Origin of the sequence: Myxococcus sp. CA040A (assembly GCF_013336725.1) — a bacterium.
Classification (GTDB): Bacteria; Myxococcota; Myxococcia; order Myxococcales; family Myxococcaceae; genus Myxococcus; species Myxococcus llanfairpwllgwyngyllgogerychwyrndrobwllllantysiliogogogochensis.
Genome location: NZ_JABUMR010000002.1, coordinates 1,084,204 through 1,107,839, shown reverse-complemented (window position 1 = coordinate 1,107,839; position 23,636 = coordinate 1,084,204). Strand labels below are relative to the sequence as shown.

18 protein-coding genes are annotated in these 23,636 nt (G+C 70.3%); 6 read left to right on the top strand and 12 right to left on the bottom strand.

Going from position 1 to position 23,636, the window contains the following annotated elements:
• Positions 1 to 25: 25 nt before the first annotated feature.
• From HUA75_RS11230 to mutL, 4 genes are all read right to left on the bottom strand, one after another.
• Positions 26 to 1,045: a tol-pal system YbgF family protein gene (locus HUA75_RS11230; RefSeq protein ID WP_174486352.1), complete on the bottom strand. Its 1,020-nt coding sequence runs from the start codon at positions 1,043 to 1,045 to the stop codon at positions 26 to 28.
• Between the two features lie 117 nt (positions 1,046 to 1,162).
• A complete protein-coding gene (locus tag HUA75_RS11225) occupies positions 1,163 to 1,882 on the bottom strand; it encodes an outer membrane beta-barrel protein (protein ID WP_174486351.1) in 720 nt (239 codons plus the stop codon).
• Positions 1,883 to 1,907: 25 nt separating this feature from the next.
• Positions 1,908 to 2,063, bottom strand: coding sequence for a hypothetical protein (locus tag HUA75_RS11220; RefSeq protein WP_174456601.1), 156 nt, complete (start codon positions 2,061 to 2,063; stop codon positions 1,908 to 1,910).
• Between the two features lie 160 nt (positions 2,064 to 2,223).
• Positions 2,224 to 4,086, bottom strand: coding sequence for a DNA mismatch repair endonuclease MutL (gene mutL / locus HUA75_RS11215; RefSeq protein WP_141647949.1), 1,863 nt, complete (start codon positions 4,084 to 4,086; stop codon positions 2,224 to 2,226).
• 102 nt (positions 4,087 to 4,188) lie between these two features.
• Between mutL and HUA75_RS11210 the strand changes: the two genes are divergently transcribed.
• Both HUA75_RS11210 and HUA75_RS11205 read left to right on the top strand, forming a co-directional pair.
• Positions 4,189 to 5,154: an SDR family oxidoreductase gene (locus HUA75_RS11210; protein ID WP_141647948.1), complete on the top strand. Its 966-nt coding sequence runs from the start codon at positions 4,189 to 4,191 to the stop codon at positions 5,152 to 5,154.
• Positions 5,155 to 5,156: 2 nt separating this feature from the next.
• Complete coding sequence (locus HUA75_RS11205) at positions 5,157 to 7,538, top strand: lysophospholipid acyltransferase family protein (protein ID WP_174486350.1); 2,382 nt, start codon at positions 5,157 to 5,159, stop codon at positions 7,536 to 7,538.
• Positions 7,539 to 7,567: 29 nt separating this feature from the next.
• Here the strand turns inward: HUA75_RS11205 and HUA75_RS11200 are convergent, their stop codons facing one another.
• The gene (locus tag HUA75_RS11200) at positions 7,568 to 8,443 is read right to left on the bottom strand and encodes a GGDEF domain-containing protein (protein ID WP_141647946.1); all 876 of its coding nucleotides are present in this window, start codon (positions 8,441 to 8,443) and stop codon (positions 7,568 to 7,570) included.
• Between the two features lie 130 nt (positions 8,444 to 8,573).
• Complete coding sequence (locus HUA75_RS11195; protein WP_174486349.1) at positions 8,574 to 11,177, bottom strand: carboxypeptidase regulatory-like domain-containing protein; 2,604 nt, start codon at positions 11,175 to 11,177, stop codon at positions 8,574 to 8,576.
• A 182-nt stretch (positions 11,178 to 11,359) separates the two neighbouring features.
• Between HUA75_RS11195 and HUA75_RS11190 the strand changes: the two genes are divergently transcribed.
• A complete protein-coding gene (locus HUA75_RS11190) occupies positions 11,360 to 11,659 on the top strand; it encodes a DciA family protein (RefSeq protein ID WP_141648767.1) in 300 nt (99 codons plus the stop codon).
• Entirely contained in the window at positions 11,656 to 13,281 is a 1,626-nt protein-coding gene (locus tag HUA75_RS11185) for a CAP domain-containing protein (protein ID WP_174486348.1), read from the top strand. The genes HUA75_RS11190 and HUA75_RS11185 overlap by 4 nt, the downstream gene beginning before the upstream one ends.
• 77 nt (positions 13,282 to 13,358) lie before the next feature.
• On the opposite strand, the gene HUA75_RS11180 is transcribed toward HUA75_RS11185, so the two are convergent.
• Complete coding sequence (locus HUA75_RS11180) at positions 13,359 to 13,592, bottom strand: hypothetical protein (RefSeq protein WP_141648765.1); 234 nt, start codon at positions 13,590 to 13,592, stop codon at positions 13,359 to 13,361.
• 355 nt (positions 13,593 to 13,947) lie between these two features.
• Between HUA75_RS11180 and HUA75_RS11175 the strand changes: the two genes are divergently transcribed.
• A complete protein-coding gene (locus HUA75_RS11175) occupies positions 13,948 to 16,086 on the top strand; it encodes a transglycosylase SLT domain-containing protein (protein WP_174486347.1) in 2,139 nt (712 codons plus the stop codon).
• A 36-nt stretch (positions 16,087 to 16,122) separates the two neighbouring features.
• Here HUA75_RS11175 and cmk read toward each other — a convergent pair whose 3' ends face one another.
• The 3 genes from cmk to HUA75_RS11160 are packed head-to-tail and all read right to left on the bottom strand — an operon-like array spanning position 16,123 to position 18,898.
• Positions 16,123 to 16,815: a (d)CMP kinase gene (gene cmk / locus HUA75_RS11170; protein WP_141648763.1), complete on the bottom strand. Its 693-nt coding sequence runs from the start codon at positions 16,813 to 16,815 to the stop codon at positions 16,123 to 16,125.
• Entirely contained in the window at positions 16,812 to 17,903 is a 1,092-nt protein-coding gene (hisC, locus tag HUA75_RS11165) for a histidinol-phosphate transaminase (RefSeq protein WP_174486346.1), read from the bottom strand. The genes cmk and hisC overlap by 4 nt, the downstream gene beginning before the upstream one ends.
• Before the next feature lie 26 nt (positions 17,904 to 17,929).
• The gene (locus HUA75_RS11160) at positions 17,930 to 18,898 is read right to left on the bottom strand and encodes an acetyl-CoA carboxylase carboxyltransferase subunit alpha (RefSeq protein ID WP_141648761.1); all 969 of its coding nucleotides are present in this window, start codon (positions 18,896 to 18,898) and stop codon (positions 17,930 to 17,932) included.
• 101 nt (positions 18,899 to 18,999) lie between these two features.
• Between HUA75_RS11160 and HUA75_RS11155 the strand changes: the two genes are divergently transcribed.
• Positions 19,000 to 19,695, top strand: a complete 696-nt coding sequence (locus HUA75_RS11155; RefSeq protein ID WP_174486345.1) for a tetratricopeptide repeat protein — start codon at positions 19,000 to 19,002, stop codon at positions 19,693 to 19,695.
• Between the two features lie 200 nt (positions 19,696 to 19,895).
• Here the strand turns inward: HUA75_RS11155 and HUA75_RS11150 are convergent, their stop codons facing one another.
• Together HUA75_RS11150 and nla6 are read right to left on the bottom strand one after the other, a co-directional pair.
• The gene (locus HUA75_RS11150) at positions 19,896 to 21,863 is read right to left on the bottom strand and encodes an ArsA family ATPase (RefSeq protein ID WP_141644772.1); all 1,968 of its coding nucleotides are present in this window, start codon (positions 21,861 to 21,863) and stop codon (positions 19,896 to 19,898) included.
• A 289-nt stretch (positions 21,864 to 22,152) separates the two neighbouring features.
• Positions 22,153 to 23,598, bottom strand: coding sequence for an enhancer binding protein Nla6 (gene nla6, locus HUA75_RS11145; RefSeq protein ID WP_141644773.1), 1,446 nt, complete (start codon positions 23,596 to 23,598; stop codon positions 22,153 to 22,155).
• Positions 23,599 to 23,636: the final 38 nt, after the last annotated feature.

Below are 23,636 nucleotides of genomic sequence, written 5' to 3'. Positions count from 1 at the left end.
CAGGCGGGCGGGGTGCGTCCAGGGACTACTGGCCCGCGGGGCTCGCCACCTGCTGGGTGGGGGCCGCGGCGGGGGCGGCGGCGGCGGGCGCGGGACCCGCGGCCTCCGTGTTGCCGTTCATGGCGCGCTTCACCATGGCGATGCGGCTGCGGAACTGCATCTGGTACTGGCTGTTGAGGTAGGCACCAGCCGCGTCACGCGCCGTCTCCAGCGCCTTCTCCATCTGCCCGACCTCCTGGTACGACTGGGCCAGCAGCAGCATGGCGTAGTCGCGCGTCTTGGAGTTGCGGTCTCCCTCCACGAAGCGGGCCAGCAGGGGCACGGCCTTGTCGTGCTTGCGCAGCTGGTTGTACGCGGTGCCCAGGAAGAAGGACGCGTCCAGCGACTGCTCCTGCGGCGGGTTCATGGCCAGGAAGCGCTCCATCTCCGAGACGACCTGGTCCATCTCGTTCTTGCGGAAGGCGATCTTGCCGCGCTCGAAGGCGGCATCACCCGTCTCGCGGCGCAGCGACGTGGCGCGGTCATTGAGGGCCTGGCGCTCCAGCGAGCTGAGGCGCTGGGTGTCCAGCTTCATCAGCGCGTCGATGCCCTTGAGCCGCTCGTCGCCGGGCAGCGAGGTCATCATCTTGTAGACCTCGGCGGCGCCGCGCTGGGCCGTCTGGTGCGCGGAGGTGTCCGAGCGCTGCTTCTCCAGCTGGCCCGTCAGGTCCGCCACCATCTTCTCCAGGCGCTCCCGCTCGTTGGTGGCGCTGGAGCTGCGCGCGCTGGTGATCATCACCGCCGCGCCCACCGCGATGACCGCGAACAGCACGTAGGCCGCCGCGGACGAAATCCACTGCCGCTTCTGGAAGTCCTCGTGACGCTTGCCGACCGCCTTCACCTCCGCGTGGAGGTTCTTCAGCAGGTTGTCACTTTTGATGACGAGGTTGCGGGCCTCGACGACTTCGCGGCGGAGGTCCGCCAATTCCTTATCAATCTCGGTCTTCGCCTGCTCTGGCATGGACATCTTCCTGGGCCCGGTAACGATCTCGGCCGATTCACGCATCGTAAGGAGTTCTCCCGGTCATACGGCGACAATTTCCGCACCGGAACAACACGGAGGCTTTGTCACATTTCCGGGAGCAAACAACCTTCCAATGTCCACGCCTGCTCGCTCTGCGAGCTACAGACCAGAGCCTGGGAGACCTCGTGATGGCTCGGGCGGAAAAGTGTACGTCACGCCCAGCGACAGCCAGCTCCCTCCCAGACTGAACGAGCCAATCTTCGCGTCCTCGGGGCCCACGGGTCCGCGCAGGAACATGAAGCGGTACTCACCGGTGATGCCCCAGCGAGAGGACAAGCGCCATGTCGCTCCCAGCGAACCCGCCCAGGCCTGCGTCGTTCTCTCCCGCACGGCCTCTCCGTCGCGCTCCGAGCTGATGAGCGTGGGACCGGTCAAGAAGCCCAGGAAGGGGACCAACCCATAGGGGCCGACCTCGGGGAGCAGCTTCTGGAAGCGCAGGCCCAGCATCGCGCCGTAGGCCAGGGTGTCGATGCCCCGCTCGGTGGGAGGCAGGCTCTCCACGCCCGGTTCCGTGACGTAGAGCCGGGAGCCGGTGGCGAACAGGTCGATGCCCAGCTCCACGAGGTCCGACAGCGAATAGGCGAAGGAGGCCACACCGAACGGCCCCCCTCCGGTCTTCCGCGCGCGCGCCAGGTCGCCGTTGCCCGTCCGGCCGTACCAGCCCTTGTAGAACGTCTCGTTGGAGGTGGAACGCCAGCCACCCTGCACGGTGATGCGTCCCACGCCATCCATCGACGTGGGCCCATCATCCTCCTCGTCCTGGGCGAAAGCGGGAGCGGCGAACATCAGGGCGAGCAGAAGCGGAAGTCGACGGAGCATCGAAGCAGGGACTCGGGGGCGAAGGTCAGGAGCGCTTGGGGCGCACGGCGATTTCGAGGAACGTCGTCCGTTGGCGGCGCAGCGAGGCGACCAGACAGCGGACGACACACAGGGCTCCGAACTCACGGAGCACCACGCCCAGGTTCGACACCACGTCCCGCAGGGTGATGACACCGCGCATGTGGCCGCTCCCATCGTGGTTGTTGCCGTGAGGGATGCTCTTCCCGGCCGTCCGTGCCCGGTCCGCCCCGTGCTACAGGCGTGTGGCCCACCGTAGCAGCGGCCTCCCACGGGTCAATTTTCCGGCCGTGCAAAGGCGCGGAGGGACTGGGATTCCGGCTTCAGCGGGCGCGGCGCTCCAGCTCCAGCAGGGGCATCTCCAGTACCACCACCGTGCCGTGGATGCAGGGGGGATGGAAATCGGCCCGGTCCAGTTCGCCCAGGAGCGCGCGAAGCTGCGCGTCCGTGAGCGGCACGGAGCCCGCCTTGCGCGCGGCATGACACGCCATCACCCGCACGGCCTCGGCCAGCGTGACGGAGTCCAGCGCTGCGCCCTTGGGCGGCAACGCGCGCGCGAGCGCCTCCAGCAACGAGCGAGCATCCGCCCCCTCCAACCCCGGAGGCACCGTCTTCAGCGCCACGGTCGTGCCGCCGAAGGGCTCCACGTCGACGCCCAGGCGCGACAGGGCCTCGCGCCCCTCGACGAGCGCCTTGGCGACCTGCACGGGAAACTCCAGCGTGGTGCCGAACAGCGAGGGCGCGGGAGGGCCCTTCGCATCGTCCAGCGCGCGCAGGTAGGTCGTGAGCCGGGTCCGCTCCAGCGCCGCATGAGGGTCCAACACCACCAGCGTGCCGCCGGGTCCTTCGCAGAGGTGGAAGCGGCCTCCGAGCAGGCCCATGGGTCGCAGCGCGGCGAAGTAGCCCGGCGGAGGGGCCTCATTGAGCTGGGGTTGGGCCTCGCCGAACGCGGGCGGGCGCCCCACCGCGCCGAAGGGCAGCGACGAGGGAATCCCGACCATGGGCCCGGGCGCTCCGGACAGGGCGTGCGACGGAGCGCCCCCCGATGCTGCGTCCAGCGTGGTGGGCAGCGGGGCGCCCCAGGAGGCCTCCTGCGCGCGAGTGAGGAAGCGCTCCACGGCGAGCGCGTAGTGCGCGGCATCGCGCGGCTGATTCCCGCCGGGGCCATTGGGGTCGGCGCCCGCGCCCAGCCATGGGGCCGCGCGCAGCATCCGGTTGAGCGCGGCGCTGATGGCCTCCTGGACGCCTCGGGCATCGGAGAAGCGGACCTCCAGCTTCTGGGGGTGCACGTTGACGTCCACCGCGATGGGGTCCACGTCGATGTGCAGGACGACGACGGGCTGCCGGCCCGCGGCGAGGAAGTCCTGGTAGGCGCGCTGGATGGTGCCGATGAGGCCCCTGTCGCGGACGTAGCGGCGGTTGACGAACGTGTAGAGCCCACGCGCGTTGGGGAAGGTGAACTCGGGCGAGGCCGCGTAGCCGGTGACGCTGACACCCAGGCGCCGCTCCTCCACGGGGAACAGGTGCGGGTGGGCCGCGGGGCCGAGCGCGGCGGCGATGCGTTCGCGGGGGTCCTCCGGGCAGGCCGCGCTGGAGAAGAGTTCGTTGCCCTCGTGGGTGGCGAAGAAGCCCACCTCCGGGTTCGCGAGCGCCAGGCGGACGACGGCCTCTTCGGCGTGCTTGAGCTCGGTGTCGCCCCGGCGCAGGAACTTGCGGCGCGCGGGCACGTTGAAGAAGAGGTCCTCCACGGTGATGACGGTGCCCGTGCGCGGAGGGGCATCCTCGATGAGCGGGTCCACCCCACCCTCCAGCGTCACCCGGGTGCCTACGTCCGCGCCCACCTCGGCGGTGTGGAGGGAGAAGCGGGAGACGGAGGCGATGGCGGGCACGGCCTCGCCCCGGAACCCCATGGAGTCGATGTGGAACAGGTCGTCCAGCTCGCGCAGCTTGCTGGTGGCGTGACGCTCCAGACACAGCGTGGCGTCGTGCCGCCCCATTCCGTGCCCGTCGTCCGAGATGATGATGCGGTCCACGCCCCCACCGGCCAGGTCGACGCGGATGGTGCTCGAGCCCGCGTCGAGGGAGTTCTCCACCAGCTCCTTCACGACGGACGCGGGGCGCTCCACCACCTCGCCGGCGGCGATCTTGTTGATGAGGACGTCACTGAGACGTGCGATGCGAGCCATGGCAATCATCCACCCTCCGCCACGGAACGAACGTTGTCCAGCGAGACGAGATGGGTGCAGGCTGACATTCAGGACCGGCTGGGCTAACAGGAGAGCCCGCGTATGGACGTGTCACGACCAGGCAAGGGGCGGTTGCGCGTCGCGGTGACTGGAGCCAGCGGCGAGTACGGGAAGCTATTGCTGCCCCGGCTCGAGCGGGATCCCGACGTGGAGAGCATCCTCGTTCTGGACGTCGCCCGTCCGGAGGGGGCCAAGGTGGAGTTCCACCAGGTGGACCTCACCCGGCACGACGCCGAAAGCGAGCTCACCGACGCGCTGGCCGAGCGCCCCGTGGACGCGCTCTACCACCTGGCGTTCCTCTTCGGGCCCATCCGCAACGGCTCCCTGGCGCACGAGCTGGAGGTCATCGGCACGATGAACGTGCTGACCGCGGCGGGCCGGGCGCGGTTGCCGAGGCTGGTGGTGCCCTCGATGACGGCCGTCTATGGGGCGCGGGGGAACAACCCCGCGTTGCTGCGCGAGGAGTCGCCGCTGCAGGGCTGTCCTCACAGCCGCTTCGTCACCGACAAGGTGGAGGTGGAGGGACAGGTCCGTGCCTTCCGCGAGCGGCATCCGGAGATGCGCGTGCTCGTGCTGCGCTTCGCGCCGGTGCTGGGGCCGACCATCGAGAATCCCGTGACGCGGCTGCTGACGCGCACGTCCGTGGTCCCCACGCTGCTCGGGTTCGACCCGCTGTGGCAGGGACTGCACGAGGAGGACGCGGGGCGGGCGCTTCATCTGTCGCTGCGGGCGGACGTGTCCGGGGAGTTCAACATCGTCGGACGGGGTGTGCTGCCACTGTCCGGCCTCATCCGGCAGGCGGGGGCTCGCCCGCTCCCCCTCCCAGGGCCTTTGTTCCGTGGCGCACTCCACGCGCTGGATGTGGTGGGAGCGGACACGTTGCCCGTAGCCCTTCTCGACTACATCCATTACTCGTGGGTGGCGGACGGCGCGCGCGCCGAGACCGCCCTCGGATTCATCCCCTTCCACCACGTCAGGGACGCCGCCGCGGCGCTCAAGAGGAGCTAGAGATGGCCAAGGGTGTCCTCGGGAACGATCCCTTCCAGCGCGGAGCCGCCACCCGCGATGGCGCGCCCGCGAAGCCCGGCCCCCATGCGAAGCAGGAGCGCTCGCCCTCCGAGCGCGGGACCTCCGACGACAAGAAGAAGACCGCGAACACCCGCGCGTCGTCGGGCCCGAGCGCGGCCCACGCCAGGAATGATGGCACCCTGGACAAGGGCCGAGCGAAGAAGCCCTCCAGCGCGAAGCCCGCACCCGCGAAGTCCACGGGCGGGGCGAAGGGCTCCACCACGGCGGCGACCCGGAGCGCGGGCGAGGCCAGGGCGCATTCCGGAGGCGGTGCATCCGCTTCGCGAACCGGAGTGGGAACGAAACAGCCACAGGGCACGGCGTCGCGAGGCACGGCCGGCTCGAAGGTCGGCGACGAGGCGAAGCTCAGGGCGAACGCCACGCGGCCCGACACGAAGGTGAAGCACGCGTCCAACGCCAACGCGAAAGCACCCTCTCGCACGAATGGCGCCAAGGGCCCGAAGGATGGCCCGAGTGCGGCAGCCCGTCAGCCCTCCGGGGCGGGCGCTTCGCAGCGCGCATCGGGTGCTGGCCACCAGGCCCCTGCATCGGCATCTCGCGGTGCACGGGCGCAGCAAGGCGACGAGTCCGCGGCTTCGGTGTCCCACGACACCCTCGGCCAGGACGTCGCCGCGACGCGCCCCGCCGACACGTCCGCAGTGCCTTCGGCCGAGGTCGAGCCCCTGCGTGAACCCGCGGCTCCGGTGACGCCGCGCGAGCCGCCGCCCGCGCGCGCTCCAGCCCTGGATGACGCCAACGCGGCGAGAACACCCCATCAGCGGGAGGTGGACCACGCGCTCGCGGAAGCCCTCGCCGCCGAGGTGGCCGAAGTCACCGCGAAGCACGCCGTGGATGTGGCGATGAAGCGACGGGACGGCTCCAAGGAGCCCGTGGACAGGCTCCTCGCCACGGAGATGGCGACCGAGCTCGCCGAAGCCGCGGTCGAGGAGGTCCTGGACCACAGCCCCTCGACCCGCCGCCCGGAACGCGAGCGCGAGCTCGCCGCCACCGTCGCCGCGCAGGTGGCCGAGAGCGCCGCCGAGCTCGCCGTCGCGGAGGTGATGGATCGCCGCGCCCCCTTCACGCACTCCAGGGACACGCTCGAGGAGCGCGCCGCGAACAACACCGCGAACGAATCCGACGCGGGCCAGGGTTCCCGTATCGAGCCGCACGAGGACCTGGCGGGCGCGGTGCTGGAGCTCTCCGACCTCGACGAAACCCCGGACGACGCCGATGACGTGTGGGAGCTGTCCTCCCCGCCCCTCTCGACAACCCGCTCCTCGCTGGAGCCGGAGGTGGAAATGCCAGACGCGACGCGCGACGAGTTCCCCCCAGGCCGTCGAGGCCCCTTGTCCCTGGTGCCCGCAACCGCCGAGGAGGATGCGGCGCGCGCGGCGCTGGCTCCGGATGGCTCGCGGGAATCCGACGCCCCTCGTCCCCTCGCGCAGCGCGCCACCGGCATGCTGTCGCTGGCGCGTGAAATCGCCGGACAGGCGCTGGCCAGCGAGGGACTGGGACGTGCCTGGGGCGCGATGAACGGCATGCTGGACGCCGTCCGCGCGGGCCTGGGCACGGGCGGAGGCGCCCACCTGGACGAGTACGGCAAGGACCCGTCACTGGTGCAGCGGCTGGAGCCCGTGCTGGAGTTCCTCTATGGCCAGTACTGGCGCGTCGCCGCGCAGGGCACGGACCACATCCCCAAGGGCGCGGCCATCCTGGTGGCGAACCACTCGGGCGCCCTGCCTTATGACGGCCTGGTGATGTCGCTCACCCTGGCTCGCGAGCGCCCCGACCTGCGCGAATCACGCTGGCTGGTGGAGGATCAGATCTTCCACGCGCCCGTGCTGGGCACCCTCTTCAATCGCCTGGGCGCCGTGCGGGCATGCCCGGAGAACGCGCTGCGGCTGCTCGACGAGCAGCGCCCACTGGTCGTCTTCCCGGAGGGCTACCAGGGGCTCAGCAAGCCCTTCGCGGAGCGCTACCGGCTCAAGCGTTTCGGGCGAGGTGGCTTCGTGAAGCTCGCCCTTCGCACGGGAGCGCCCATCGTCCCGGTGGCCATCGTCGGCGCGGAGGAGACCTCCCCCCTGCTGGGACGCATTCCCGCGAGCTTCTTCGGGTTGCCCTACGTGCCCCTCACGCCGCTGGGCCCGCTGCCCGCCAAGTGGAGCATCCGCTTCGGCGAACCCATCGCCATGGACGGCCTGCCCCCTGAAGCCGCGGAGGACCTGGGCGAAGTGGGTCGACTCACCGAGCGCACGCGCGAGGCCATCCAGTCGATGATCCACACGCTGCTGCGGGAGCGGCGCTCCATCTTCGCCGGCTGAATCGGACGCCCCGAGGGGCGCATGCCGCGTCAGGCGATGACGCGGTTGCGCCCACCCGTCTTCGCCTCGAAGAGCTTCTCGTCCGCCGCGCGCACCAGGTCTCCGGGCTCGCGGTGGCGAGGGTCCAACACGGCCACGCCCAGGGAGATGGTGACGGGGATGGGCTGGCGATCAAACTCGAAGCGCTGCTTCTCCACCAACCGCCGGACCTTCTCGGAGAGCTGTCGCGCGCCGACCAGCGCCACTTCCGGCAACAGGATGGCGAACTCCTCGCCGCCATAGCGCGCGAAGACATCCTCGCGCCGGATGCGCGTGCGCACCGTGGACGCCAGTTGCTTGAGCACCGAGTCTCCCGCCAGGTGCCCGAACTTGTCGTTCACCTTCTTGAAGTGGTCGATGTCCACCAGCACCAGCGACAGCACGCGCTCATAACGGCGGCTGCGGGAGATCTCCCGGTCCAGCTGCTCGTCGAAGTAGCGGCGGTTGTAGATCTGCGTCAGGCCGTCCATCGTGGTCAGCCGGTAGATCTCATCGTGGTAGGCGGCCTCGATGTTGCCGCCCGCGATGTACTTGAAGATGGTGCGGCCAATCTTCACCAGGTCGCCGTTGCGCAGCTCGCGATCACCCTCCACCACCTCGTCGTTGATGAACGTGCCGTTGGTGGAGCCCGCGTCGCGAATCTTCACGCCCTCGCGGGTATTCGCGATGGCCGCGTGGTTGCGGCTCACCGACTCCTGGTCGATCTGGATGTCGCACTTCGACGAGCGCCCGATCAGCGTCTCCTCGCGCGTCAAATCGAACTTCCGACCCAGGTCCAATCCGTAGATCACCACCAGCGCCGCGTCGAGGTTGACCGGCCGGTCGGAGATCTTCGAGATGACCGTGACGACCGTCTCCTTCTGCACCGCTCCTCCAGCGAACGACCCACGAGACGCTACCACCCTGCAAATCCAGAAAGCGAATCACAAGGCGAGACGCCAGGTAGGGAACCTCCGTCCATCGACATCCAACCAACGACGTCTTCCTTCATCCCCCCTAGGGGATATCCACGCCCCTCGAGGTGAAGACAGGTGGACGCAGCAGCGCGCCCTCCGTGTCCTCCAGCGAGGCGATGAGCGACACCCCTGTCCCGGAGCAGTTGACCGGGAGCTGGAGCTGCACTTCCCCCGTCGCGGGTGAGGCGGCGGAGTCGCTCACGAGGATCTCCTCGCAGCCCTTCCCGCCACCCCGTACCATGACACGCACGCGGCCGTCGGCCCCGGCGCTCGCGCCCGGGCGAAAACCGGTGACTCGGACGCGGACGGCGCTTCCCCGGCTCAGCCGCTGTCCCTCCAGCTCCGGATAGAGCCAGGTGACTTCCGGGCGCCCCACGTCCAGCGACGACGCCGCGCGAGTCAGGTCCCCCACGTGGTCCAGGCCTGGACCGCCCGCCGCCACCAGCCGCGAGGGCCCCAGGGTGTCGCGAGCATCACGCCCGGTAACCTGGAGCACCTCCACTCGAAGGAGCGCCCGCGAGCCCAGGTGGTCGCCGAAGTACGTCCGGTCCTCGAGCCCCGCGGGAGGTCGAGGAACACGGATGCCCTCCTCGAGCTCGTCGGGTGAGGCCAGGACCGTCCAGCGTCGCCCGAGGCGGTCCGTGAAGACGACGCGGACCAGGGTGGCGGGCTCGTCGACATCGGCGCGCAGCTCTCGTCCCTGGAGTCCGTGGGCCTCGGCGCCGTCGAAGTTGTAGCGGGCGTCCTCGGGAATCGGGAGGAAGTCGACGGTGGGCTCGACGGGGTGCTCGCCCAGGGGGTCGAAGGTCAATCCCGGCAGGTCCGCCACCACGAAGCCGGTCGCCGTGCCCGCGGAGGCATCGTCGAGGGCCGCTCGGGAGGTGGCTCCCACCAGGAGTCGGTAGGGCTGCCCCTCCAGGCCATGGTGCGCGGGGGCCATGCGCAGGGCCACCACGCCGGACCGGCCCACCCGCACATCCGCGTCCGTGTTCGGGTCCGCGGGCGCGACGTTGGCCGCGGCTCCGAGCCCCAGGGGCACCAGCCCTCGTCCCGGCGCCACCACGGTGCTCACCACATAGGCCCGGTCCAGATAGGTCCCCCGGTAGCGAGGAAGCTCCGGGACGCGCACGGCGAAGGGAAACGCCAGACGCACGCCCTCGAAGTCCAGGGACACGCTCTCGGAATACGCCACGGTGTCTGGCCTTGGCTCTCCCGTGGAGAGGCCCGGCGTGGGGACCAGGCGGAAGGCGGCATCGCGCGCCACGGACGAATAGAAGCGCGGAGACAGGGGGAGCAGGCGCCCCAGCATCAGCAGCGGGTCGGCTCCGGGTTCCAGTGCATTGAGCGGCAGCTCCGCCACCGGCACGCTCCCCGTCAGCCCCCAGGCCGCGCGGGTGCCACAGGTACCGGACAGGATGGCCTCCTCGGGATTCAACACGCCCGCCAGCGCGCCATCGCAGATACCCGCCACCCCGGGCGCGGAGGCCGGAGGCGGCGTGCCCCCCTCCAACCAGAGCGCCGTGCCCGACGGCAAGGGCAGTCGCCGCGTGCCGCCCGCGCTCACTTCCACCTCGCGCTCGAAGCCCAGCAACGTCCCCGACGCCAGCTCGGAGAAGAGTCCCGGCACCGACAGGCCCGTCATTCCCAACCGCAGCATGGGAGCCGGGACGCCGGCCGCACGCGGCTCGACGAAGTCGACCCGCACGCCTCCGGAGAAATCCTGCGGGTTGCGCCGCAGCGCCATCCGGACATCGCGGTGGTCGTCCACGTCATGGCGGGCCAGCGTGAGGTAGCCGAAGTCCGGGTGGAAGGCGGACAGGCCCACGGTGCCCGAGGCGGGCACCCACGCGACGCCATCGAGCCCCGTCAGCGCCACCGACAACATCTTCCCGCCCACCTCCGACACGGCGACGGAGGCCAGCGGCAACGGGCGTCCCGTCAGCTCGTCAAACACGAGCACTCGCACTCCTCCGTCCGGCACGTCGGGGCTGAGCACCATGACGCGGGCGCGGCACACGGCCGAGCCGACGCGCGCCTCCACCACGTCCTGCTCCGCGCCGGGCACCCGCAACGTGAAAGCAGCCCGGACGCCCGTGCCCCCGCCTGTCGCCATCGGAGAGAGGGACGACCACGTCGCGCCATCACGCGGCACCACGGGCCGCCCGGACGCATCCTTCACCCACACCCCGAAGACGACGGACAACTCGGGGCTGCCCACGACGACCTCCGGCGTCACCTGGCACGAGGCCGCGAGCGCCGGGGCAGGAGGCGCCCCGCAGGCCCCGTCCCGGCAGACCTCGTCCACGCCGCAATCCGCGTCCGCGGCGCACAGGCCCACCACGCACCGGTTCATGTCGCACTGACAGCCCAGCGGGTTGTCACACATGGGCAGCGCATATTGCTGGCGCTTGCCCTCCTCACAGTCCTCGCGGGTCCGACAGGCGGGCTCACAGCGGGACAGCGCCGTGTTGCAGATGAAGAGGGACGGGTTCGGGCAGTCCTGGTCCACCGCGCAGGGGCCCGGCAGCGGCTTGTTGTCGCCGGGGATGCCGGGGATTTCGTCGGCGTTCATCCCACAGCCGGCCAGCGTCCCCAGGGCGCACACGAGGGCTGTCAGCAGCAGGGGACGAGGCGAGGGACTCATTCGGTGCGGCTCCCGGGGGGCGGAACGCCCAAGACCATACAGGCACGACGCCCGTCGCGCGACGGCGCGGAGGGCCCTGAAGCCCCCTCGCTGGACACCGTCGGACCCGGCCGCCCGCTCTTCGCCCACGTCACGCAACAGGTGGTTGGCTTTCAGGTTCTCACGAATCATCATCGTGCGCGATGGCCCGTGGCGAGCCCAAGTCCCTGGAAAGTCTCCTACCCCGTGTCCTGGCGCGCCTCGCGGGTGAGTCAGGCCGGGGCCATGCCCTCGCACCCGTGTGGGGCGCGGTGGTGGGAGCACACATTGCCCGCCATAGCTCCCCCCGTGCGTTGGAGGGCGGCACCCTCGTCGTCATCGTCACGAGCGCCGAGTGGGCCCGCACCCTGGAGGCCGAAGCGCCCTCGCTGTGCGCGCAGCTCAATGAACGACTGGGCCCCGGCACGGTGAAGGCGCTCACCTTCCGGTGGGACACCCGATGATCGCCGTGCTCGCGCTGACGGCACTCCTGGCCGCCGCGCCCGGGCCCACGACGGGAGCAACGAGGCCCGCCACGCCCTCCAGGGCCGCGCCGCCGCCGTCAGCGCCCCTGGCGCCGCGCACCCCACCGCCCGAGCGCAAGGCCCCGCTGACGCCGGCGGAGTCGATGGAGCGGCAGGCCGCCCAGCATGTGGTGCGGGAGTTCGAGCGCGTGGGACGTCGCGCGCCCACGGAAGACAGCGCGCTGAGCGTGGCCGCGAGGCGACTGGCCCACGATGCGCTCAGCGGCGTCTTCACGGGTGCACCCGACCTCTTCACCCTCACGGAGGCCGTCAGCGACGCGGGCGCGGCGGATCCGGCGCCCCGGGCGCTTGTCATCCGCGCGTGGGCCCATGCGCATGCGCTCGAGTCGCTGCGCGCCCGGACCGACCTCAACTCGGATCGGGCCACCCACTTCGGCGTGGGCGTGGCCCTGGTGGACAAGCGCGCCGCCCTGGTGACGTTGGTGTCGGACCGCAAGGCGGAGCTGAAGCCGTTCCCCCGCGTCATGCCCGGCGAGCGCGCGGTGCAGACACTCTGCGGAAGGCTCAATCCGCCGCTCCATGCGCCGGAGATCTACGTCACGCGACCCGACGGCGAAGTGGTCATCGTCCCCCTCACGCGGCGAGGAACGGAGGGCTCCGACTTCTGCACGCGCCTGGATTTCCTCAAGCCCGGCACCTACACGGTGGAGGTGGTCGCGCAGGGCGACGCGGGCCCGGAAGTCACGTCCCTGTTCCTCACGCAGATTGGGGAAGTCCGTCTGCGCGGCGAGCGCGAGAACAACGTGGAGCCCACCACGGAGGAAGGCGCGCGGAGCGCGCTGCATGAGCGCATCAACGCCCTGCGCCGGGCCCATGGGCTGGTGGAGCTGATGCCGGACCCGGTGCTGGAGCGCGTGGCCCAGGGGTACAGCACGCGCATGACGACGGAGGGCTTCTTCGCGCACATCGCGCCGGATGGGAGCACCCTCACCCGTCGACTTCCCCCGGGCTCGCGCTACGGACGGGCCGGAGAGAACCTGGGGCAGGCCGCCGGGCCGCTCGCGGCGCACTTCGGCATCGAGCACAGCCCGGGTCACCGCCGGAACCTGTTGGATCCCGGGTTCCGCTTCATGGGGGTGGGCGTCGTCCTGCGAACAGTGGCAGGCGGTCGCAGCGAGGCCACCGTCACGGAGGTCTTCACCGCCGCGTCGCCCGCCTCGGCGGACCCGCAGAATCCCCAGCAGGACGCGTATGACGCCCTGGCGCGGTGGCGCGCCGCGAAGAAGCTGCCGCCCCTGGCCCGGAGTCAGGCGCTGGAGTCACTGGCGCTGGCACATGCCCGACATGCGCTGGAGTTGGACCAGCCCGCGGCCCAGCCTGGCGAGGCGCCCTTGCACGAACGGGTGTTCCGGGTGCTCCCCGACGCGGGGACCGCATCGGTGGACTTCTTCGTGGTCTCGGACCCGGCCGCGCTCCCCGAGTCCCGCAGCGTCACCGAAGCCACCAACAACCGGGTGGGCGTGGGCGTGGTGCGGGGCGATTCGAAGCGCTTTGGCGCGAAGCAATACTGGGTCGCCGTCATCTACGCCGCGGTCCAGTGAGGCGCGGCGGGCGCGGCCCGTGTGGGGCGCCCCTCTCCATAACGGGGCCTCCCCTCACACGGTGAAGCGACTCTGAATCAGACGGGACGGCGCTGGGTGGCGTAAGCCTCGAGGCCCATCTGCGGCGGCGCGGCGTGCTGATACATCGGGCACTTCATGCATGTGAAGGACTGCCACCCTCGCCGGACCGCTTCGTCCAGGCAGTTGTCATACTGGTGGCAATTCAGGTTGCGATGCGTCTCGACACCGGCACGCTTCGGCCCGGCCTCGGGATTGATGGTTTGCGGCAGATCGGCTGGACACGGCTTCATGGAGCCCTCCCTCTGTGCTGTTTCCCCCCCCGAGCGCTGTGAACGAGCAGTGTTACCGGACGACAGGTCCCGCCTGGACAACGACGGACCGGGGTAGCGTGCAACGGCCGTGCAAAGTAGTGATGCACCCCGGGTGACGCAACGGGCCGACTTCAATGACCCAAGAGCACGTAATCGCCTGAACGCTTTCAGCGAATGACGACGGGTTGAGGACATTTCGAACCGGCCCGATGGCGCGCGGATTTAGGACTTGTCGGGCCGGCTGTCAAACCACCCCCCTCGTGTGAGAGGGGGAATGATTGAGGGACGCGTCTCGTTGGCAGGCCGCAAAGCCGCGTGCTGAAAGGGAGAACACATGAGCTGGATGGGGACGGTCGCGGGGTGGGCACTGGGGGTTTCCCTGGGACAATCCCCGACAACCCTGGAGGCCGTGCGGCTTCATCAGACCGACGCGACCTCTCGGGCCCAGAGCGAGTGGGCTGCCTGCGTGGCGAAGCAGTGTCCAGACGCGGGGCGGCTCGCCTTGCTGGCGGGCACACTGGCCCTGTCCGACGGGCGAGCGGCCGAGGCGCGCGACATGCTCGCGGCCGGCCCCGCCCCTGCCCTGCTGGAGCCCTACCGGGCCTTCTATCTGGGCCAGGCGCGCTTCTACGCGGGGGATGCCGCGGGGGCCGCGCTGGACTTCGCGCGGGTGCTGGAGGCCCCGGGAGCGCCCCTGGACCTGGTGACGCGGGCCCGGTCACGGCTGGGCGAATCGCTCCTGAAGGCGGGCAAGGCGAAGCAGGCGGTGGGCGTGCTGGAGGCGGCGGTGAAGGCGACGCCGTCCCCGGAGCTGCTCTTCCAGCGGGCCCAGGCGCGAGGCGCGTCGGGCAATCGCGCGGGGCAGCAGGCGGATTTGATGACGGTGGCGCTGCGCTTTCCCACGCACCCGTACGCCGATGACGCGGTGAAGTGGCTCACCGAGGTCCGCCGTCCCGGGGTGCGCCTGGGCTTCGCGGAGCGCGCGCAGCGCACCGAGGGCTTCCTCAGCGGTGGCGCGTCCCAGCGCGCGCTGGAGGAACTGGAGGCGCTGAAGGGCGACAAGCTCTCGAAGGAGCAGACGGCGAAGGTGTCGCTGCTGCGGGCCAGGGCCCTGTTCGCGCTGGGCCGCGACGAGGAGGCGCGGCAGGCGCTCGCCGTCGCGGAGAAGGGGCCCGCGAGTGTCGCGGCCGACGCGGAGCTGCTCGTGGCGCGGCGGGCCCTGCGCGCGGACGACAACGAGAAGGCCCGGGCGCTGATGGCGGCGCTGGACCAGAAGTACGCCTCGCAGTCCGCGGGCGAGGAAGGCGCCTTCTTCGCGGGCTGGCTCGACCTGCAGGCGGGGCGCTTCGCCGAGGCCGCGAAGGCCTTCACCGCGCATGGGGAGCGCTACGCGCGCTCGCGGCGTCGGGACGAGGGCCTGTGGTTCCGGTCTCTCGCGTACCTGCGACTGGCGGACTACGCGAAGGCGCGCGCGTCGCTGGAGTCGCTGGTGGCGACCTTCCCGAGGAGCAGCCTGGCCCCGCAGGCGCGCTACTGGATGGCGCGCAGCCGCGAGTTGGGCGGCGGGGCCGCCGCGGAGGTCGGCCCGGAGTACGAGCGTCTCATCACCGTGGCGCCCGCGTCGTTCTACGCGCTGCTGGCCTCGGAGCGGCTCAAGGAGCTGGGACGGGTGGCACCGGCGAGCTTCCCGCGCCCTCCCCTGTCGCTGGAGCTGCCGCGTCCTCCCGAGCTGGGGCTGGCGGTGGAGCTGACGCGCGCGGGCCTGTTCCGGGACGCGGCCGAAGAGGTGGAGTCGCATGTGGCGCGCCTGCGCTCCGCGGACCAGGCCCTGCCCTTCGCGCACGCGTTGATCGGCCTGGGTGAGTTCGGCCATGCGCACACGGTGGCGGCGCGACACCTGTGGGGCCGGGCCTTCGGCTCCCGCGAGCCGGATGCGCTCGCGGCCTTCTATCCTCGGGCCTTCTCGAACGCGGTGGAGCAGGCGGCGACGGCGCACAAGGTGGACCCGTTCCTGGTGTGGGCCATCATGCGGCGGGAGAGCGCCTTCAAGCCGGAGGTCATGAGCGCGGCGGACGCGCGCGGGCTGATGCAGATCATCCCCAAGACGGCGACGGAGATCGCCCGGAAGCTCGCGGAGCCAGACCCGGCGCCCGCCGACCTCTTCTCGCCCGAGCGCAACATCCGCTACGGGGCCTGGTACCTGTCACGGCTCATGGAGCGCTTCTCACATCCGGTGCTCGCGGCGGCCGCATACAACGCGGGACCGAGCGCCGCGGCGAAGTGGGCCCAGGAGCGCGGCGACCTGCCGCTGGACCTCTTCGTGGAGTCCATCCCCTTCCGGGAGACGCGCGGCTACGTCAAGCAGGTGGTGGCGGACCTGTTCCTCTACCACGCCTTCTACGACGCCCAGGGCGTGCAGCCCCGGCTGTCGCTGGTGGTGCCCGCGCCCTCCAAGGAGGGCGTCACCTTCTGAGCCGAGCCGGCCCAGCAGGTGGAGCGCCCACGCGCCCTACCCGCGCGCCGCCATGCGGCGGAGGATCTCCGCCTCCATGGAGTGCACCACCTCCGACAGCGGCAGGCTGCTGGAGTCCACGCGGATGGCGTCCTCCGCGGCCTTCAGCGGAGCCACCGCGCGCGCGGAGTCATCCTTGTCGCGCTTCGTCTGGTCGGCGAGCACGTCGTCGAGGCTGCTCTCCACGCCCTTCTGGAACAGCTCCTCGAAGCGGCGGCGGGCGCGCACCTCCGGGTTGGCCTCCAGGAAGAACTTCGCGTCCGCGTCCGGGAACACCACCGTGCCGATGTCGCGGCCTTCCAGGATGGAGCCCTTGCTCGACTCCAGGGCCAGGCGACGCTGGAGCTGGAGCAGCCCCGCGCGGACGACGGGACGCCCGGACACCTGCGACGCGGCCATGGAGATTTCGGGCGAGCGGATGTCGCCCGACACGTCCTTGCCGCCGAGGAAGACGCGGTTCTCTTCGCCCACCACCTGGAAGTGGATGTGCACGCGGCCCAGCAGCTCGCCCAGGCGCGCGTCGTCGTCGTAGGGGATGCGCTCGTCCGTCGCCATCAGCGCCACGCAACGGTAGATGGCGCCCGTGTCGACGAGGGAGAAGCCGAGCCGGCGCGCCAGCAGCTTGGACACCGTGGACTTGCCAGCACCGGCCGGCCCGTCGATGGCGACGATGAAGCAGCGTGGGCTCACGAGAGCACCTCTTTCAGTGCGCGCACGCACCGCTCGTTCTCCGAGGCCGTCCCCACGGAGATGCGAAGACAGGTGGGAAAACCCCCGCCCGCGAAGGGCCGGACGATGACGCCCTTGCGCAGGAGCAGCTCGTACAGCTCGGTGGAGGAGCGGCGGAAGTCCGCGAACACGAAGTTCGCGTGGCTCTTCGTGAGGGTGATTCCCAGCGGGGGCAGCTCCGCCTCGAAGTAGCGCAGGCCCGCGCGGTTGTTCTCCCGCGTGCGCCGCACATGCTCGGTGTCCTCCAGCGCCGCCAGCCCCGCCGCCTGCGCCACCACCGTCAGGTTGAAGGGCATGCGCGTGCGCTGCAGATACATGGCGAGCTTCGCGTCCATGACGCCGTAGCCCAGGCGGATGCCCGCCAGCCCGTGAATCTTGCTGAAGGTGCGCAGCGCCACGACGTTCGGGTGACGCCGGAACAACTCCACGCCGCTGACGTAGTCGGGCCAGTCGACGAACTCGAAGTAGGCCTCGTCGTAGGCAATCAGCACCTCGGGCGGGACGGCCGCGAGGAAGGTCTCCAGCTCCTTCCGGCCGAACGCGGTGCCCGTGGGGTTGTCCGGATTGGCCAGGAAGATGAGCCGCGTGCGCGGCGTCACCGCGCGCGCCATGGCCTCCAGGTCGTACTGGTAGCCCTCGCGCATGGGCACCTCCACGAAGGGCCGCCCGTGGGCCTGCGCGGAAATGCGGTACGCGGAGAAGGAGTTCCTGCACAGGAGGATTTCGTCCTCCGGCGTGGTGAAGGTGCGGATGAGCAGCTCGATGAGCTCGTTGGAGCCGCTGCCCAGCACCACTTCCTGCGGCTGCACGCCCAGGGACGCGGCCAGCCGGCGCACCAGGTGGAACGACGTGGCATCCGGATACAGATGCACCTGGGTTGACGCCAGCCGCATGGCCTCGAGCGCGCGCGGGGAGGGCCCCAGCGGGTTCTCGTTGGAGGCGAGCTTGATGACACCGGTCAGGCCGAACTCGCGCTCGGTCTCCTCGATGGGCTTGCCCGGCACGTACGGCTTGAGCGTTTCGACATGGGGAGGAACGAGAGGTCGCATGGAGGTAGAGGCCCTGGAGATGTGCCTCAGCGACCGGTGAACACGCCGAGCGCGCGGAACTTCGCGTAGCGGTCCTTGACCAGACCGTCGGGTGACAGCTCGGCGAGCTGGCCCAGGTGCTTGCGCAGCACCTTGCCCAGCGCCTCGGCCGCCTTCGCGGGGTCTCGATGCGCGCCACCTGCGGGCTCGGGCACCACCTCGTCGATGATCTTCATCTGGAGCAGGTCGCCCGCGGTGAGCTTCATCGCATCCGCCGCCTTGTCCGCCTTGCTGGCGTCGCGGAAGAGGATGGAGGCGCAGCCCTCCGGCGAGATGACGGAATAGACACTGTTCTGGAACATCAGCACGCGGTTGCCCACGCCAATGGCGAGCGCGCCACCCGAGCCGCCCTCACCCACCACCGTGGAGATGATGGGCACGCGCAGCCCGCTCATCACCTCCAGGTTGACGGCGATGGCCTCCGCCTGGCCGCGCTCCTCCGCGCCGATGCCCGGGTAGGCGCCCGGCGTGTCCACGAAGGTGAGGATGGGCTTCTCGAAGCGCTCCGCCAGCTCCATCAGCCGGCGCGCCTTGCGGTAGCCCTCCGGGCGCGGCATGCCGAAGTTGCGCGCCATGTTCTCCTTGGTGTTGCGGCCCTTCTGGTGCCCCATCACCATCACCGGCTTGCCGTCGAAGCGGGCGAAGCCTCCGACAATCGACGGGTCCTCGCCGAAGTGCCGGTCTCCGCACAGCTCCACGAAGTCGGTGAACAGCAGGCGGATGTAGTCCAGGAAGTAGGGGCGCGCGGGGTGGCGGGACATCTGCACCACCTGCCACCGCGTCAAGTCACTGAAGATCTCCGTCTGGAGCTTCTTCGCCTTCTTCTCGAGCTTGGAAATCTCCGAGGTGAAGTCCGCGGAACCACCCGTGGACAACGCCTTGAGCTCATCGATCTTCTTCTCCAGCTCGATGAGCGGGCGCTCGAAGTCGAGCGCGTAACTGATGCCGGTTGCCATGGCGCGGAACTAGCACCAGGGTAAGGCACCTTTCAACGCGCAAGCGGTTACGCACCGCACCGTGTCACGCTGCCGGACACCTGCGTCCCATTCGGAGCGACATGTTTCTGGCCCTGCCGCTGCTCGTCCTGGCGCTGACCGCCCCCCCTGCCACCCCGGCGCCCCCCTCCGCGAAGGGCCTCAACACCGAGGGTTTCCGCCTGTACCGGGCCGGCCGCTACCCGGAGGCCCTGGAGAAGTTCCAGGCCGCCGCCAAGGAAGACCCGGCGTACGCCCTGCCCCGCTACAACGCCGCCGCCACCCTGGGCGTCCTGCGCAAGCAGGGCCGCGTGTGCGAGCACGGCGCCCACCGGGACGTCATCGTCGAGCACCTCTCCCAGGCGGTGAGGCTGGACGCCCGGCGCCTGGCCCGCGCCCGCCAGGACGCCGACCTGGACGGCATTCGCGACACGCTGGGCTGGCAGCGGCTGCTGGGCCGCGTCCCGGAGCGCGAGGCGGATGTGCCCTTCCTGCTGCGCACCGTCGCCTGGTACGGCCCGGGCGTCGGCGTCCAGGGCAGCACGCGGGGTTTGCGCTTCCTCACCCGGGGCAGGGCCCTCCTCTGGACCCGCTCCGTGGACGCGGACGGCCAGCTCCAGCGAAGCGAGGTGTCCGGGACGTACTCGGTGACTGGCCGTCAGGTGGAGCTGCGCCTCAAGGGACAGGCACCCCGCACCGGCACGCTGACGGAGGCAGGTGCGCTCACGTTCCCCGAACTCGGAACGTTCACCGACGCGCCCTCGGAATGCGACGCCTGAGACGTCACGCGTCCGAGTGCTGACCAGCCACCACTTGGGATGACGGGGCTCGCACGCCTACAGAAGCCCCACGAGAAGAGCGCTTGGTCCTCACGTGAGAGGACGCCAAGGTGCTCAGCGGGGGCGGACGGGAACGGGCCTCGGCGGGCGTTTCAGGTGGGAGGCCACCAGCACAATGGCGGGGCCCCCACCTCGCTGCTTCAGGCGGCCTTGATCTTCGCGGCCGGAGGAGACAGCGCGTACCACGCCGTCCGGAACGCCTTCAGCTCGCGCAGCCCGGCCGGGTGCCGACCGAGCGCCGGCGCCATGGTGACGGGCAGGCCCAGCTTCTTCTCGATGGCCTTCGCCGCGTTCAGCTCCAGCTTGCGGCGGTTCTCGCACTTCTCGCAGGTGGACTTGGGGCCCACGCGGTTGACGAGGATGCGCTCCACCGGGAGCTTCCTCTCCTTCAGGTACTCCACCACGCGCTCGGTGCGGGACGCGGCCAGCTCCTCGCCGCGGGTGACGACGACGAAGCGCGCCTCCGTGGGAGACGCCAGCGCCTCCTCGAAGCGCTTCGCGTGCTTGATCATCCCCGCGATGTCGTCCGCCAGCTCGCCCAGGCCCTTGGCCCGGTGCTTGTTGAGCACGGTGTGCAGCGCGCCCAGCCAAGTCTTCGCCGTCTCCGCCAGCTCCACCACGCGCACGGAGTTCACCACCGGCGACGAGTCCACGACGATGCGCTTGAAGCGCTCCTGCACCAGCGCGTCGGTGAGCACGCTCATCGCCGCCAGCTCGTCGATGCCCGGGGGCGCGGACTCCAGCAGGTTGCGCAGGTAGAGCAGATCCGCGGGGACGTCGTTGCCCGCCTTGGGCGCGCCCTCGAAGGCCTTCTCCGCCTTCTCCTTGAGCCGCTTGCGCAGGGCGTTGAACCAACCCGCCATGTCCAGCTCGCGCGCGTACAGGCCCTTGGTGCCCTTCACCTGCGTCTCGGTGTCCGTCAGCCGGCTCTGGAGCACGTCCGACAGCGAGTGCGCCGGATCCGTGGAGATGAGGAGCACCGGCCCCTCCTTCTCCGTCAGCGTCACGGCGGCGGCGGCGGCGCAGGAGCTCTTGCCCACTCCGCCCTGCCCCACGAAGAAGATGAGCCGCGTGGGCGGCAGCGGCGGCGCGGCGATGGGCGGCATGGACGGCGCGCGCACCAGGGCCGGAGGGCCCTCCGCAGCGGCGAACTCCAGCGCCTTCGTCTCCTTGCCACCCGCCCACGCCTTCGCGAACAGGCCCACGCCGTCCAGCCCGCGCGGCGCCACTTCACGACGACCCAGCAGGTGGACCGGCACGGCCTTGTCCAGCGCCTGGAACTTGCGCACGTGCGGCGCCTGCAGACCCCGGCGGCCCTGACACGCGGGACACCCCTCGCGGTCCTCCACCTGGTTGACGACGATCTCCGTCACCGGCAGCCCGCGCTCGCGCAGCTGGGTGAAGAGCATGCGCGTCTGCGCCTCGGGAACCGGCTCGGCCAGCGCCACCAGGTGGAAGGCAGTGCGCGCGGGGTCCTTCAAGAGCCCCAGCAGCTTCTCCGCCTTCTGCCCCAGCGCTTCCAGGTAGGTCGGCTCCGCCGCGGCGGCCTCCGCCTTCTTGCCCTTGCCCGTGGACGGAGCCGGCTTGTCACCGCCCGCCTTCACCAGGCCCAGGAACTTGCGCAGCCCCACCGGCAGGTCGAACAGGCGCAGCGTGTGGCTCGTGGGCGAGCAGTCCACGACCACCCGGTCGAAATCCTCACCCTCCAGCAGCGACACCACGTGGAAGAGCCCGACCAGCTCCTCCAGCCCGGGGACGGCCTGCTGATACAGCGAGCCCAGCTCCTCCTCGGAGAAGTGGGTGCCCTTGCCAGCGGCCTTCTTCAGCGCGGGCAGGTAGTCCGCCAGGAACGGCTTGAGCAGCGCGGCCGGCTCCAGCTCCAGGCCCCAGACGCCACCCTCACCCTTGCCCGCCACCAGCTTCGAGGGCTTCGCGGTCAGCTTCTTCTTCAGCAGATCCGACAGGGAGCGCACCGGATCCAGCGAAACGAGCAGCACCCGCTCCTTCGGGACCTCCTCCGACAACCGCAACGCGTACGCCGCCGCGAGCGTGGTCTTACCGACCCCGCCCTTGCCGCCGAAGAAGTGAAGAACTCGCGCGTCGCTCATTGCGTTGTGGCCTTCCTTGTGCCCCCCCGGCGGCACTCTGATGCACACTCCTGATTTGCCGAGAAGAAGGCGTCGGAGTTTGCCCGGTGCGTCGACCTGTACGGCCGGGCCATCCCTGTGGGTGGGAGTCGACCACAGAATCCCTTGTCCAGAGGTCAAAAGTCAAGAATTGACGCGGGGTTTCGCGGAGGGTCGGCCCCTCTCGGCACCTCCTGCCAAGGCCTTCTTGACCGCCCCTCCGAGCCGCTCCAACAGCGCGGAATCCGGAGGGGATTTCCTACCCGTCAGGTCAGCGAGCGACCAGGTTGTGGGCGCTCAGGGGGCCATCGCCTCCCTGTCCGCCCAGCGGCCCGTTGTCACGCGAGGGCCCGCCTTGCTGCGTGCGCGCCTCCGCCGCATAGCGATTGAGCTTGTTGTAGAGCGTCTTCTCGCTCACCCCGAGCACCTCCGCCGTGCGCGCCTTGTTGTTGCCATTGCGCTGGAGGCTTCCCAGGATGTACTCGCGCTCCACCGCGTCCAGGCTCAGGCCAAAAGGCAGGCGGAACGTGTGTCGTTCCGGGCCCTTGCCCGCCATGTCCGGCGGCAGGTGCTCCCGGGTGATCAGCTCCCCGTCGCAGAGGATCACCGCGCGCTCCACCGCGTTGCGCAGCTCGCGGATGTTGCCCGGCCACTCGTAGTTCTTGAGCACCTCCATGGCCTCCGGGTGCACCCCGGACACGCGCTTGGCCGAGTCCCCGCGGAACTTGTCCACGAAGTGCTGGACCAGGATGGGCACGTCCTCGCGGCGCTCGCGCAGGGGCGGCAGGTGGATCTGGAACACGTTGAGGCGGAAGTAGAGGTCCTCGCGGAACCGCCCGTTCTTGATCTCCTGCTTCAGGTCGCGGTTGGTGGCGCACAACACGCGCACGTCCACCTCGAGCTCCACCTTGCCACCCAACCGGCGCAGGCGGCTCTCTTCCAGCACGCGGAGCAGCTTGGCCTGCAGGTCGATGGGAATCTCTCCCAATTCGTCCAGGAACAGCGTGCCGCCGTGGGCCAGCTCGAACACGCCCGGACGGCGCTGATCCGCGCCGGTGAAGGCGCCGCGCTCGTGGCCGAAGATCTCCGATTCGATCAGCGTGGCGGGGATGGACGCGCAGTTGATGGCGATGAAGGGCTTGTCGCGGCGCAGGGACAGGTTGTGGACGGCGCGGGCCACCACCTCCTTGCCCGTGCCGGACTCGCCGCTGATGGACACGCTGGCCTTGGACGGGGCCACCTTCTCCACCAGCTCGATGACCTTGCGCATGCCCGCGGACTGGGCGATCAGGTCCGAGGAGCCCAGTTGCTTGAGGCGACGGCGCAGCGTCTGCACCTCGCGCATCGTCTCCTTCTTCTCCAGCGCGCGGTCGATACAGACCTTGAGGCGCGCGGTGTCCAGCGGCTTGACGATGAAGTCATACGCACCCTCGCGGATGGCCTCCACCGCCGCGTCGATGGTGCCGCGGCCCGTGAGGAACACCACCGGACAGTCCGGCAGCTCTTCCTTGAGGTTGCGCAGCAGCCACAGTCCGTCGGTCTCCGGCATCGCCAGGTCCGACAGGACGACGTCCGGTCGAAACTCTCCGGCCTTGCGCAGGGCATCGTGCCCGTCGAAGGCCGTCTCGACCTTGTGCCCCCAGGTGCTGAGCATTTCCGCCAGCGCCTCGCACGTGTCGCGTTCGTCGTCCACGGCCAGGATTCGTGCGCTACCCAAGATGAAGACCTCCGGTACTGCGTCGTGACGCGAATGGG

Excerpts from the sequence above, each read along its gene's own strand:
- HUA75_RS11230 (WP_174486352.1), bottom strand. The coding sequence starts at position 1,045 with ATGCGTGAATCGGCCGAGATCGTTACCGGGCCCAGGAAGATGTCCATG.
- HUA75_RS11225 (WP_174486351.1), bottom strand. The coding sequence starts at position 1,882 with ATGCTCCGTCGACTTCCGCTTCTGCTCGCCCTGATGTTCGCCGCTCCC.
- HUA75_RS11220 (WP_174456601.1), bottom strand. The coding sequence starts at position 2,063 with ATGCGCGGTGTCATCACCCTGCGGGACGTGGTGTCGAACCTGGGCGTG.
- mutL (WP_141647949.1), bottom strand. The coding sequence starts at position 4,086 with ATGGCTCGCATCGCACGTCTCAGTGACGTCCTCATCAACAAGATCGCC.
- HUA75_RS11210 (WP_141647948.1), top strand. The coding sequence starts at position 4,189 with ATGGACGTGTCACGACCAGGCAAGGGGCGGTTGCGCGTCGCGGTGACT.
- HUA75_RS11205 (WP_174486350.1), top strand. The coding sequence starts at position 5,157 with ATGGCCAAGGGTGTCCTCGGGAACGATCCCTTCCAGCGCGGAGCCGCC.
- HUA75_RS11195 (WP_174486349.1), bottom strand. The coding sequence starts at position 11,177 with ATGAGTCCCTCGCCTCGTCCCCTGCTGCTGACAGCCCTCGTGTGCGCC.
- HUA75_RS11190 (WP_141648767.1), top strand. The coding sequence starts at position 11,360 with ATGGCCCGTGGCGAGCCCAAGTCCCTGGAAAGTCTCCTACCCCGTGTC.
- HUA75_RS11185 (WP_174486348.1), top strand. The coding sequence starts at position 11,656 with ATGATCGCCGTGCTCGCGCTGACGGCACTCCTGGCCGCCGCGCCCGGG.
- HUA75_RS11180 (WP_141648765.1), bottom strand. The coding sequence starts at position 13,592 with ATGAAGCCGTGTCCAGCCGATCTGCCGCAAACCATCAATCCCGAGGCC.
- HUA75_RS11175 (WP_174486347.1), top strand. The coding sequence starts at position 13,948 with ATGAGCTGGATGGGGACGGTCGCGGGGTGGGCACTGGGGGTTTCCCTG.
- hisC (WP_174486346.1), bottom strand. The coding sequence starts at position 17,903 with ATGCGACCTCTCGTTCCTCCCCATGTCGAAACGCTCAAGCCGTACGTG.
- HUA75_RS11160 (WP_141648761.1), bottom strand. The coding sequence starts at position 18,898 with ATGGCAACCGGCATCAGTTACGCGCTCGACTTCGAGCGCCCGCTCATC.
- HUA75_RS11155 (WP_174486345.1), top strand. The coding sequence starts at position 19,000 with ATGTTTCTGGCCCTGCCGCTGCTCGTCCTGGCGCTGACCGCCCCCCCT.
- HUA75_RS11150 (WP_141644772.1), bottom strand. The coding sequence starts at position 21,863 with ATGAGCGACGCGCGAGTTCTTCACTTCTTCGGCGGCAAGGGCGGGGTC.